Origin of the sequence: Kitasatospora sp. NBC_01266 (assembly GCF_036242395.1) — a bacterium.
In the GTDB taxonomy this organism is placed as follows: Bacteria; Actinomycetota; Actinomycetes; order Streptomycetales; family Streptomycetaceae; genus Kitasatospora.
In genome coordinates this window covers 7,778,062-7,790,024 of the sequence record NZ_CP108458.1, presented here as the reverse complement: position 1 = coordinate 7,790,024, position 11,963 = coordinate 7,778,062, and the positions used below count along the sequence as shown (strand labels likewise).

General features: G+C 71.0%; 13 protein-coding genes. 5 read left to right on the top strand and 8 right to left on the bottom strand.

Features of this window, described 5'->3' with window-relative positions; translation table 11 throughout:
• Positions 1–119: 119 nt before the first annotated feature.
• Both OG403_RS33435 and OG403_RS33430 read right to left on the bottom strand, forming a co-directional pair.
• Positions 120–1,493 carry an IS1380 family transposase gene (locus OG403_RS33435; protein WP_329571089.1) on the bottom strand — a complete coding sequence of 458 codons (1,374 nt, stop codon included), beginning with the start codon at positions 1,491–1,493 and terminating at the stop codon, positions 120–122.
• Between the two features lie 85 nt (positions 1,494–1,578).
• Entirely contained in the window at positions 1,579–1,977 is a 399-nt protein-coding gene (locus OG403_RS33430) for a DUF4279 domain-containing protein (RefSeq protein WP_329571088.1), read from the bottom strand.
• Positions 1,978–2,113: 136 nt separating this feature from the next.
• On the opposite strand from OG403_RS33430, the gene OG403_RS33425 reads away from it, so the two are divergent.
• A complete protein-coding gene (locus OG403_RS33425; protein WP_329571086.1) occupies positions 2,114–2,356 on the top strand; it encodes a hypothetical protein in 243 nt (80 codons plus the stop codon).
• Between the two features lie 14 nt (positions 2,357–2,370).
• Here the strand turns inward: OG403_RS33425 and OG403_RS33420 are convergent, their stop codons facing one another.
• A complete protein-coding gene (locus tag OG403_RS33420; RefSeq protein ID WP_329571084.1) occupies positions 2,371–2,733 on the bottom strand; it encodes a hypothetical protein in 363 nt (120 codons plus the stop codon).
• 211 nt (positions 2,734–2,944) lie between these two features.
• Between OG403_RS33420 and OG403_RS33415 the strand changes: the two genes are divergently transcribed.
• Entirely contained in the window at positions 2,945–4,066 is a 1,122-nt protein-coding gene (locus OG403_RS33415; protein WP_329571082.1) for a hypothetical protein, read from the top strand.
• A gap of 457 nt (positions 4,067–4,523) precedes the next feature.
• Here the strand turns inward: OG403_RS33415 and OG403_RS33410 are convergent, their stop codons facing one another.
• Entirely contained in the window at positions 4,524–4,940 is a 417-nt protein-coding gene (locus OG403_RS33410) for a VOC family protein (RefSeq protein WP_329571080.1), read from the bottom strand.
• 10 nt (positions 4,941–4,950) lie between these two features.
• Positions 4,951–5,325 carry a helix-turn-helix transcriptional regulator gene (locus OG403_RS33405; RefSeq protein ID WP_442911101.1) on the bottom strand — a complete coding sequence of 125 codons (375 nt, stop codon included), beginning with the start codon at positions 5,323–5,325 and terminating at the stop codon, positions 4,951–4,953.
• 302 nt (positions 5,326–5,627) lie between these two features.
• Here OG403_RS33405 and OG403_RS33400 point away from each other — a divergent pair, with 302 nt between their 5' ends.
• Entirely contained in the window at positions 5,628–8,018 is a 2,391-nt protein-coding gene (locus tag OG403_RS33400) for an excinuclease ABC subunit UvrA (RefSeq protein ID WP_329571076.1), read from the top strand.
• 33 nt (positions 8,019–8,051) lie between these two features.
• On the opposite strand, the gene OG403_RS33395 is transcribed toward OG403_RS33400, so the two are convergent.
• Together OG403_RS33395 and OG403_RS33390 are read right to left on the bottom strand one after the other, a co-directional pair.
• Positions 8,052–8,597, bottom strand: a complete 546-nt coding sequence (locus OG403_RS33395; protein ID WP_329571074.1) for a GNAT family N-acetyltransferase — start codon at positions 8,595–8,597, stop codon at positions 8,052–8,054.
• A gap of 106 nt (positions 8,598–8,703) precedes the next feature.
• On the bottom strand, positions 8,704–9,504 hold the full coding sequence (locus OG403_RS33390) for a Clp protease N-terminal domain-containing protein (protein ID WP_329571073.1): 801 nt from the start codon (positions 9,502–9,504) through the stop codon (positions 8,704–8,706).
• A gap of 362 nt (positions 9,505–9,866) precedes the next feature.
• Between OG403_RS33390 and OG403_RS33385 the strand changes: the two genes are divergently transcribed.
• Positions 9,867–10,469: a hypothetical protein gene (locus OG403_RS33385; RefSeq protein WP_329571071.1), complete on the top strand. Its 603-nt coding sequence runs from the start codon at positions 9,867–9,869 to the stop codon at positions 10,467–10,469.
• 67 nt (positions 10,470–10,536) lie between these two features.
• On the opposite strand, the gene def is transcribed toward OG403_RS33385, so the two are convergent.
• On the bottom strand, positions 10,537–11,178 hold the full coding sequence (gene def / locus OG403_RS33380) for a peptide deformylase (RefSeq protein ID WP_329571068.1): 642 nt from the start codon (positions 11,176–11,178) through the stop codon (positions 10,537–10,539).
• A gap of 165 nt (positions 11,179–11,343) precedes the next feature.
• Here def and OG403_RS33375 point away from each other — a divergent pair, with 165 nt between their 5' ends.
• Positions 11,344–11,937, top strand: a complete 594-nt coding sequence (locus tag OG403_RS33375; protein ID WP_329571066.1) for a helix-turn-helix domain-containing protein — start codon at positions 11,344–11,346, stop codon at positions 11,935–11,937.
• The last annotated feature ends 26 nt before the right edge of the window (positions 11,938–11,963 follow it).

Genomic DNA, 11,963 nt, shown 5'->3' with positions numbered 1-11,963 from the left:
CTGGGCTGGAGTTGCTGCCTGTAGAAACGCCGAGGGCCCGACTGCCGCGTCGGGTGGGCACCGGGTTCCACGACTCCGGAAGTGGTCCACTGCTCGTCGGGATGGGGCGATGTCGCTGGTCAGCCGGGGTCCGGCAGGGCGTGTAGGCGTGCGAACGCGCCGGTGATCACATCGGTCCAGGGCCAGTGGCGGGCCAGGCGGAGGTAGCTGCGGCGGCCGGTGGTGACGAGCTGGGCGGCGGCGGAGAACAGCCGCAGCCGCATGCGCTTGGGCTCCCACCGGCGGGCGGGCCCGGTCAGCGCGAGCATAGGCATCCAGGCGAGCAGGTCGAGCGCGAGCTGGACGATCTCCAACCAGACCTGGTTCTGGGCGGCGTCGTGCAGGGGCAGGTTGCGCAGGCCGGTGTCGCGGGCGGCGCGGATGCGGTCCTCGGCGCGGGCGCGCTGGCGGTGCCGCAGCTCCAGGTACGCGATCGGGGTGCCGGTGGTGCTGGTGGCGAAGCAGGTCAGCCGCATGCCGTCGGCGTCGGTGAACCGCAACTGCGCTCCGGGGTGCGGCCGTTCCTTGCGGACGACGAGCCGCATCCCCTTCGGCCAGCCCGTGAGGACATCACCGGCGAGTTCGGCCACCCAGGCACCGTCGCGGATCTCGCCGCCGGGTTCGACGGCCGGGGTCCAGGCCGAGGCCGGGATCCTCAGCACGGCCTGGTGGATGGCGTCGGTGATGGTCATCCCGACCGAGTAGGACAGCCATCGGCCGCGTGCGGTGAGCCAGTTGAGGAAGTCGTGGGTTCCGCCGGCGGAGTCGGTGCGGATCAAGGTGCGGCGTCCGCGCCGGTACTTCTTCGGCAGCTGGGCCAGGGCCAGGCGGGCGGCCTCGATGTGGTCGGCGGCGGTGTTGGAGCCCGCGTTCCCCGGCCGCAGCAGCCCGGCGACGGGTTCGCCGGACCCGCCTGGGCCGTGGTCGACGAACGCGAACAGCGGGTGGTGTCCGAACGTCTTCTTCCAGGTCTTGGCTGCATGCTCCTTCTCGGAGTGCGCGAGGACCAGCACTCCGTCGATGTCCACGATCACGTCCCCGTCTGCGTCCGGAGCCGCATCGCCGGCCAACCTCCAGACCCGACAGCGGACGTCGGCTCGTGCCCGCCGGATCGCCGCGAGGGCGCGGGGCCCGGCCGCGGCGAGGGCGTCCACCAGGCGTGAGACCGTCGGGTCGGAGGCCACCGGCCCGAACACGGCGGGCTCGGCCCGCAACATCGCGACATCGGCCAGACAGTCCCCGCCCAAGGCGACCGCCAGGGCCATGTCCAGCAGGATCTTGCCCGGATCGTGCACCGCACGCGGCTTGCGCCAGCGCTGGAGAGCCGCTGACAACGTCGTATCCAGACCGCTTTTGCGGACCGTTTCCACCAGCAGAACCGAGCCGGCCTGTGAGACGACACCTCGACCGTTGCCCTCGACACGGACACGCGGGTACGACCCGGTAGTGTTCACTTGAGAAGTGCTTCTTTCCACGCAGCTGACTGGACCCTAGACAAGTCCCATCGTTGCAGGTCAGGAGCACTTTTCTCTTTTCTGATCATCCATCGGACAGCAGCCGCCATGAAAGCCCGAGGTTAGGCGTGTCGGGAGCGTCCGGGTGGCTGGGCGATTCGTCGTGGTCAGTGTCGTTGAAGTAGCGCACGACCTGCAGGACTGCCCCGCCGCCGCCGTCGGCCAGTTGGCTCACGAGCTCGGCTATGCGGGCCGTGTGGGGCCGGAGCCTGTAGAGAAGCCGGGCGATCTGTTCGTCGACGCTCAGGCCGGCGTCCCGGCAGACGACCTTCCAGCGGTGGCTGACGGGAATCGTCTTCGGCTCGGTGAAGCGGCTGCCGCGGACGGACACCTCGTCAGGGGTGATGCCCAGTTGCGAGGTCATCTCGTCGGCGGAGACGTGCTGGCTGAACAAGGCGAAGTACGCGTACTGGCGGAGAGGCATCCGGGAAGGATAGCGGCGCGAGGAGCGCGCCGAGCGGGATTTGTGCAGGTGGTCCCAGGGCCGGCGGAGACGCGAATTCGGCGTCACCTGAGCAGTCCCCTTCGCCGCAGCTGCAGCCGCGTGGGACCATCCGGTCATGCGTCTGATCGCCGATGGGACCACAGCCGCCTCACGCTTGGTGCTCGTGAACGAACTCGAAACCGATGACGGATACGCCTTCGAGCTGGACAGCCCACTGTTCTTGGCAGTTGGCGATCGGGTCAGCTTCGAGGCCAGCAACCTCGTCATCGCTCGCGCGAGCGGTGAACGGATCCGGCGTGCCGGCTCCTGGTCCACACGCTGCCGGATCGGCAATTGCCGCCCCGCCGCCACCTCTTGAGCTCGATGTCGGGCTCAAGAGGGTGGCCGCAGCCACCGACGCGCTGCGGCAAGATTCACCTCGACGTCACCGCTCCATGAGCAGACCTCCAGCCACGACAGGTAGCCTCCCTGCGCGAAGACCAGGACCTCGCCAGGGCACTCGCCGGATTCAGTGAAGAGCCGTGCATCAGCCGCTACCACGGTGCCGGGGCCGGTCGGTGCGGGCACCACCTCGCTGGTGTCGAGTTCGAAATAGGCGGTACCGCACCCGCATGTGCAACGAGATTTCACGCTAAGTCCTGGAACCTGCTGTCGAAGCGCAACGTGAACTGGCTCGTCCGTGCTCAGGACGAGCTCAAGCACTTCGGCTACGTCATCAGGCAGGCTCTCGGTCATGCCGTCACCGTAGCTGACCAGCACCTTCTGGCTCCGGCCACTCCCGGCTCGTTGACCGTGTGTCGGCAACGGGTGAAACGAGGTTCTGGCTCAACTTCCGTGCCCTGCAAGAGCTGAGTGACGATTGCTGTGCCTCATGCTGTCCTGGAAAACCAATTGGCTGGCCGCTGCCGAGCTGCGATGATGCCTCCGTTTCCCAGACGGAGGACATTTGTTCGTTTTTGTGTGTGCGGGGTGCGGCGCCGAGTTGACCACTCCGTTGTCCCAGGTCGCACTGCCGGTCCACGCCCATCAGAAGTACGGGAACGGGATCCAGCTCCCGGTACTCATGGAGTCGGGCACCTTCGCCGTGGACTCGGAGCCCTGGGGGCCGCCGTGGCGGACGTGGGACGAGATCCATCCGGACGAGGCGGCCGCCCGCGGTGTCTACGCTCCGGTCTACGCCTTGTCCGACGGCGCGCCGGGCGCGATCGTCATCGCGCCCGGCGACGCCCGCGGAACCGTGCTGATCCCGGAGAATCGTGGAGGCGGCTACTGTTGCGGCCTTGACGGGGCCGACGGCCCCAACGTGGCCTGCGTGGAGTGTGCCCTGCCCGTGGCCAGCCGGATTGACGACTGTTCGCTCTGGCAAGCGATGTGGCTCGCCCCGAACGCCGTTCGCCGCCTTCCCGTCGACGACACCGACGCAACACCGCTCTCCTGGGCGGAGCTGATGGCGAACGGGAAGGGCACACCCCCGTTCGAGCCGATTGCCACGTGGGGGTCGCGGATACGGGCAGGTCACTGGTCGAACCACTGGTGGTCGTGGAGCCCGCAGTGGGAGGCGGCGGCCGGCCGGGCACTCGCCCACCTGTTGCTGGCATCGGAGGGCTGGCCGGTGACGGTCCCGGATGGCTTGGTCGGGGAGGTGTTCCAACGCACCCTCGACGCCCTGCTGCCCGCAGGTCCGCTGGCGCGGCGCGCCGTTCTGGCCGGACCGGGACGGCCGGCTCCTGGCGAGGGCGCCGACATCCTCCTCGTGCCATCCCATCCGCAGACGGGGGAGGTCTGGACCCCAGCCGCCACCGCGGACTACCTGGTGCCGTTGCCGTTCGGGGTGTGGCTGTGGCTAGTCTTCCCCGAGCCGGACCTGCCCGTCCCCGCGTCAGGCGGCCTACCCGACGGCGTCCTCCGCGACGACTTCGACCCGCCCGCGCCACGCCCCCATCACATGTTCCGGGCTGACTGGGAGGTGTTCCGGCGCACCCTGGTTCGGCTGCCGGCCGTCCGCAGCCCGTGGCTGCGCGAGATCCTCGATGGCCTCATACAGCACAATCGCGCAGGTATCTTCTAGCCCGTGACCTGGTCACCGGTCGACAGGCCCTGCCGACTCGAGCCGTGGCTGACGGCGCGGTACAGATTTACGTCATTCAGCGTGCCCCCTTCACGGAAGTCGAGCCAGAACCGCTTCAGGTGAACGACGCCGGGGGCGCTCGAACGGCCAGGGCCAGGTCAGTGCCCGCGAGGCAGCCATCGATGACCTCCGGTCGGCACATCAGCATCTTCAGCTTCGAAGCGGCCACGGCCAGCCAACCACCCCCAGCCTCCGCTACCTTCCGTGAGCGAGTACCCGCGGCATTGGCCAACTATCGCTGCCCAAAGTGGCCAACCATCACTGCCAACTCACTCCACCACCCGCGCAGAGCTCGCGTCGACTGGCCAACTATCCGTGCCAGTCACAGGAACCGATCGCACGGCAGGTCTTCGACTACGACGGGGGCCACGTGGCGCTGATTCCCCGCGCCGAGGGTTCACTTCCGGAGCGGCTGGTTGAAGCGCAACAGGTTGCCGGCGGGGTCGCGGAACGCGCAGTCGCGGACGCCGTAGAACTGGTCCATCGGCTCCTGGAGCACCTCGCCGCCCGCGGCGCTGATCCGCTCGAAGGTGGCGTCGCAGTCGTCCGTCGCGAAGATGACACCGCGCAGCATGCCCTTGGCCATCAGCTCCGCCATGGCCTGCCGGTCGGCCGGTGAGGCGTTCGGGTCCGCGAGGGGCGGTTCCAGGACGATGTTCACATCGGGCTGCGAGGGCGACCCGACGGTCACCCAGCGCATCCCCTCGAACCCGACGTCGTTGCGCACCTCGAGGCCGAGCACGTCGCGGTAGAAGGCAAGCGCCTTGTCGTGGTCGTCGACGGCGATGAAGCAGTTGGACAGCGTGATCTCCATACCGTTCACGCTACGGCCCGGCGGCGGGGCTTGCTTCTCCGTTCCTGACCGGTCGGGTGTGGATTTTGGCCATGCAGGCCGGGATGGCGGCGGCGTGGTCATGGCTCCGGGCCCGGTAGGTGCTGGGGCTCTCGCCGACCAGTTCGGTGAAGCGCGAGCTGAAGGACCCCAGCGAGGTACAGCCGACCGCGAAGCAGACCTCGGTCACCGTGAGGTCGCCGCGCCGCAGCAGCGCTTTGGCCCGCTCGATGCGGCGGGTCATCAGGTAGCTGTACGGCGTCTCGCCGAAGGCGGCGCGGAAACTGCGGGAGAAGTGGCCGGGCGACATCAGAGCGCCACGCGCCAGCGCCGGGACGTCGAGCGGCTCGGCGTAGTCGCGGTCCATCCGATCGCGGGCGCGCCGCAGTCGGACCAGGTCGTCGATGTCCGGCTGTCTCACCTGATCAGTTTCCCACAGCGCCCGGGAGCGGCGGCGGGGAACCGGGCGCGGAACCGGCGGCCGGACCGGTCAGGATTCGAGAAGCACGGGTCACCCGGCCGGAACTAGCCTGATCGCCAGTGGGGATCAGCGCCCACCCCGGCCTGCGCCGGTTACCGCCCTGAGCTGGTTAGATCGAGCCGAGCGTCGTGCCGGAGACCGCGCAGGCGGCCGCGCCCCACAGCTCCCGCCCAACACCTGGAGAGACGATGAGCAGGGCCACCAGGACGGCCACCCAGTCGCCCGCGCCGCACAGTGCCGACAGCCACGATCTGATCCGCGTGCACGGCGTGCGCGTGAACAACCTCAAGGACCTGAGCGTCGAGATCCCCAAGCGCCGGCTGACGGTGTTCACCGGCGTCTCCGGCTCGGGCAAGAGTTCGCTGGTGTTCGACACGATCGCCGCGGAGTCGCAGCGGCTGATCAACGAGACGTACAGCGCCTTCGTCCAGGGCTTCATGCCGACGCTGGCACGGCCCGAGGTGGACGTCCTCGCCGGGTTGACGACCGCGATCATCGTCGACCAGCAGCGGATGGCGGCCGACGCCCGCTCCACGGTCGGCACCGCCACCGACGCCAACGCGATGCTGCGCATCCTCTTCAGCCGACTCGGGAAGCCGCACATCGGCTCGCCCAGCGCGTTCGCCTTCAACGTCCCCTCGGTCCGGGCGAGCGGGGCCATCACCGTGGAGCGCGGTGCCAAGAAGGCGGTGAAGGCGACCTTCAACCGCACCGGCGGGATGTGTCCGCGCTGCGAGGGCCGGGGCGCGGTATCCGACATCGACCTCACCCAGCTCTACGACGACTCCAAGTCGATCGCCGAGGGCGCGTTCACCATTCCCGGCTGGAAGTCGGACAGCTTCTGGACCGTGCGGGTCTACGCGGAGTCCGGGATCCTCGACCCGAACAAGCCGATCCGCAAGTTCACCAAGAAGGAGCTGCACGACTTCCTCTACGGGGAGCCGACCAAGGTCAAGGTCGAAGGCGTGAACCTCACCTACGAGGGCCTGATCCCGAAGATCCAGAGGTCGTTCCTGTCCAAGGACAAGGAGTCGCTGCAGCCGCACATCCGGGCGTTCGTGGAGCGGGCGGTCACCTTCACCACCTGCCCCGAGTGCGAGGGCACCCGGCTCAGCGAGGGGGCCCGGTCGTCGAAGATCAAGCGGATCAGCATCGCGGACGCCTGCGCGATGCAGATCAGCGACCTGCTCGCCTGGGTCCGCGGCCTCGACGAGCCGTCGGTGGCGCCGCTGCTCGCCGCGCTGGCGCACACCCTCGACTCGTTCGTGGAGATCGGCCTGGGCTATCTCACCCTCGACCGGGCGTCGGGCACGCTGTCGGGCGGCGAGGCGCAGCGCGTCAAGATGATCCGCCACCTGGGCTCCTCGCTCACCGACGTCACCTACGTCTTCGACGAGCCCACCACCGGCCTGCACCCCCATGACATCCAGCGGATGAACGAGCTGCTGCTGCGGCTGCGGGACAAGGGCAACACGGTGCTCGTCGTGGAGCACAAACCGCAGACGATCGCGATCGCCGACCACGTCATCGACCTCGGCCCGGGCGCCGGTGCGGCGGGCGGCACCGTCTGCTTCGAGGGCACCGTCGAGGGACTGCGGGCCGCCGGCACCACCACCGGCCGGCATCTCGACGACCGGGCCACCGTCAAGGCGACGGTGCGCGAGCCCAGCGGCGCGCTGGCGGTCCGCGGCGCGACGACGCACAACCTGCGTGACGTCGACGTCGACATCCCGCTCGGCGTGCTGGTCGTCGTCACCGGCGTGGCCGGCTCCGGCAAGAGCTCGCTCGTGCACGGATCGATCCGGGACGACGCCGGTGTGGTCCGCGTCGACCAGGGCGCGATCCGCGGCTCGCGGCGGAGCAACCCGGCCACGTACACCGGGCTGCTCGAGCCGATCCGCAAGGCGTTCGCGAAGGCCAACGGCGTGAAGCCGGCCCTGTTCAGCGCCAACTCCGAGGGCGCCTGCCCCACCTGCAACGGCGCCGGCGTCGTCTACACCGACCTGGCGATGATGGCCGGGGTCGCCAGCACCTGCGAGGAGTGCGAGGGGAAGCGGTTCCACGCGTCGGTGCTGGAGCACCACTTGGGCGGTCGCGACATCAGCGAGGTGCTCGCGATGTCGGTGACCGAGGCCGAGGAGTTCTTCGGCGCCGGCGAGGCGCGCACCCCGGCCGCGCACGCCGTCCTGCGCCGGCTCGCCGACGTCGGGCTCGGCTACCTCAGCCTCGGCCAGCCGCTCACCACGCTGTCCGGTGGCGAGCGGCAGCGGCTCAAGCTGGCCACCCACATGGCGGAGAAGGGCGGCGTCTACGTCCTCGACGAGCCGACCACCGGGCTGCACCTCGCCGACGTCGAGCAGTTGCTCGGCCTGCTCGACCGGCTCGTCGACTCCGGCAAGTCGGTCATCGTCATCGAGCACCATCCGGCGGTCATGGCGCACGCCGACTGGATCATCGACCTCGGCCCCGGGGCCGGACACGACGGCGGCCGGATCGTCTTCGAGGGCACGCCCGCCGATCTGGTCGCCGCCCGCTCCACCCTCACCGGCGAGCACCTCGCGCAGTACGTCGGGAGCTGACCCGGGCCCCCCTTCCGCCGCCGGTCACCCGGGTCACAGGACGGCGGCGTAGCGGCGGACCGGCCGGCCCGAGCGGTGGACGGCGGCCCGCTCGTAACCGAGACCGGTCTTCTCCGCCACGCGCTGGGAGGGCGTGTTGTCCGGGTGGATGATCGCGATGAGGCGCTTGGCCCCCAGGGCGTCGCGGGCGTGGTCCCGGCAGGCCGCGGCCGCCTCGCCGGCGTAGCCGCGGCCCTGGAGGTCGGCGCGGACGTGGTAGCCGACCTCGAGGTCGGTGGTTCCCTCGATCTCCTGGGGTGTCAGGCCGCAGTCACCGACGAACTCGCCGGTGGCCCGCAGGGTGACCAGCCAGAGCCCGAAGCCCTGCTGCCGGTAGAGGCGCTGGTTCCACTCGATCCAGGCCAGCGCCTCCGCCCGGTCCTTGGGGCGCGGGTAGTACCGCATCACCTCCGGGTCACCGAGCAGGGCGGCCATGTCGTCCAGGTCGTCCGGGGTCATCCGGCGGAACGCGAGTCGCGCGGTGGGCGCCGGGGTGCGGCGGGCGGTCGGGACGGTCCCGGGTGCCGGGTCGGGTGCCATGGCAGCCACCGTAGGCGGCGTCGGCCCCGGCGGAATCCGCCTGCGGGGGGGGTGCCGAGACGGTGCCCCGACCGCGATGATCGGCCCAGGTACGGGTAGGTGCGCGTCAGCCGCGCGCTTCGAGCCGCTCGATCCGCTCGACCAGCGGCTGCAGCTCGCCGCGCACCAGGGCGGCCAGCGCCCGCAGTTGGTCGGCCGACGGCTGGGGCGCGGCCGGCTGCTGGACCTGCTGGGCGTGGTTCGCCCGCAGGTGCACGTATCCGGCCAGGGCCGCCGCCACGGCGCGGCGGGTCAGCCGCTGCTCGGCACCGGCCTCGCGCAGCAGGCGACCGCCGACCCCGTCCGACTCACCGATCAGGCCGAGCAGCAGGTGCTCGCAGCCGACGTAGTTGTGGCCGAGCCCGATCGCCTCGTTGACCGTCAGCTCCACCGCCGCGGCCGCCGGGCCGCTGAGCCGCAGCGCGCGGGCCGCCGACTGGCCGGTGCCGTCCGGGGCGGGGGGCGCACCCGGCGACCGGCCGCCCGGTTCACCGGCGAGTCCGGTGCGGGCCAGCGCGTCAGTGAGCTGGCCGGGGCTGATCTCCAGGGCACCGAGCACCTGGAGGGCGAGGTTGCCCCCCTCCGCGAGCAGGCCGGCCAGCAGATGGCCGGTACCGACGTTCGGCGCTCCTTCGGCGCCGGCCCGCTCGGCTGCCAGCCGCAGGACGGTGCGGCTGCGCGCGGTGAACCGGGCGAGGCCGCCGGACTCCCCCAGGTCGCCGAGGTCGTGGGCGACGGTCTCGCGGATCGCGGTGACCCGGCGGACGGCCTGCTCCAGCGCCCGCTGGCAGATCGGCGAGACCGACAGCCCGGCCTCCTTGACCGCCTCGGCGAGCTCGTCGGGCAGATAGACGTTGATCTTGGGCATGACTGACGCCTCCAGCAGCGGATGCGGATCGGATGCATCAGTTGTACCCCTAGTGGGGTCATGGATCTATAACCCCACATCGGGAGCTAAGGTTCGCCTTGGTTCGCCTGGGAAGAACCTGGGAAGTCGGTAAGCAGACTCCCAGGTTGTTCAGGAACGAATCCGGACATACCGGGATGTCATCACTGCCCCGCGAGGTCGGCATCGACGGAGCGGGGTCGGCGGATTACCGGAAGCTCCCAGGATGACCCAGCTTCCCTAAACGACGGTGCTGTTGAGTCGAGCGTGCCGTTGGCGTCAAGCCCCCGCTGCGCCAACGGCACCAGATGCTCGTCCCGCACCGAATCAGGAGGCACCGGCCCTTGTCCCGGACCACCATCCGCACCGCAGGCGCAGCCGCACTGCTGGCCGCCGGCCTGCTGCTCACCGGCTGCTCCTCGTCGTCCACCACGGCCTCGACCTCCTCGGCGGCCTCGCCCTCGCCGTCGGCCGGCGCCTCGGGCGGTCGCTCGCAGGCGATGGCCGCGTACGCCTCCTGCCTGCAGCAGCACGGCGTCACGATGCCCACCGGTCGGCCGGGCGGCCACCCGAGCGGACGGCCCAGCGGCAGCCCGGGCGGCGGCGGTGGCTACGGTGGCGGGTACGGCGGTGGCGGGTTCGGCGGCGGTGCCTCGCCCGACCCGGCGCGTCAGGCCGCGATGACGGCCTGCGCCTCGCTGCGTCCGCAGGGCGGGCAGGGCGGCAAGGGCGGCGGCCTGAACAGCAGCGCCATGGCGGCCTTCACCGGCTGCCTGAAGGACCACGGTGTCACGCTGCCGACCAGCGGCGCCGGCGGCGGCCTGCGCGGCCTCAACACCGCCGACCCGAACACGGCTGCCGCTTACAAGACCTGCGCGCCGCTGCTGCCGGCCCGCCCCTCCGGCGCTCCCTCGGATGGTGCTTCGGCGGCGCCGTCGTCCTCCTGAGCCGACGCCCGGGCGGGCACTGCCTCGCGAGGCGGTGCCCGCCCGGGCAACTCCGGCTGATCGACCGTCACTCGCCCGCCAGCGCCGCCGCCAAGGCCGCTCGGCGGGCGAGGACGTCCGCGCGACGGCGGGCCATCTCCCGTAGCGCGGACCTGCGGGCGCGGGCGGAGAGCCGCTCCAGGTAGAGCCGGCCGAGCAGGTGCTCGGTCTCGTGCTGCAGGCAGCGGGCGAAGTAGCCGGTGCCCTCGATCACCAGCGGGCGGCCGTGCTGGTCCCGGCCGTGCACCACGGCGCGATCGGGACGCGCCAGGTCGCGGTACGGCCCGGGCACCGAGAGGCAGCCCTCCCCCGCCTCGGCGAGCCGGCGCCGATCCGCCGGCAGCTCGTCCAGCACCGGGTTGGCGAGGTGGCCGACATGCCGGACGCCGTCCTCGTCCGTACAGTCCCAGACGAACAGGCGCAGGTCGACGCCGATCTGATTGGCCGCCAGACCCGCGCCCTCGGCGGCGGCCTGGGTGGCGAAGAGGTCGTCGATCAGGGCGGCCAACTCGGGGGTGCCGAACTCGGCTTCGGTGACGTCCCGGCACGGGCGGTGCAGCACCTCCTCCCCCACCTCGGTGATCCGCCGGACCCGGCCGCGCAGCGCCTGCGGCGGCAGCTGCGGATAGTCCGGCACCGGCCGGCCCTGCACGAGGGTGTACTGGCCCATCCGAACCCCTCCCGGGTGGTTTCCCGCAGGTTTCCCGCGTGGTGTTTCCCGTCGATGCCGATCTTTGCAAAGTTTGCAAAGCTCAGTGGCTTTGCAAAGGATAGCGCTTTGCATAGCCCGGGCGTCACTTGACGACAGGTCACCTCAGGCAGCACGCTCAGCCACGTGACACGACGACTGACGGCCGCCGCGCCCGCCGAACACCCGGTTCGCATCGCCCTGCTCAAGCTGATCGGCGAGGCGGGCAGTGTCACCTCGACCGAGGCCGCGCAGCGGCTCGGCCACAGCTCCGGCCTCTGCTCCTTCCACCTGCGCAAGCTGGCCGAGCACGGGCTGATCGAGGACGCGCCACGGCGCGGCGGCCGGGCCCGGCCCTGGCAGCTGGTCCGGACCCCGCCCGAGGCCCCCGAGGGCTCCTCGCTCTTCCACCGCGAGCTGGAGGACACCAGCTACCGCCTCTGGATGGAGCGCCGTGACCAGGCACCCGAGCAGTGGCGCCAGGACGACGCGTTCAGCGCGGTGCTCCAGCTGACTCCCGCCGAACTGCGCGAACTCGGCGAGACCATGCGCCAGGCCCTGCGTGGCTTCCGGCACCGGGATCCGAACCGCCCCGGCGCCGCCCCGGTGGCGGTGCTGGCCCGCCTCTTCCCCCTGCTCACCGAGCCGGAGAACGTGGCGGGTGACGCGGCGGATGGCACCTTCCCGACCCAGGGCCCGCGTCCGGAGGAAGGTGCGGCGCCGGTCGCGGAGCAGGCATGACGAAGGCCGGCCCGTCGACCAGCCGC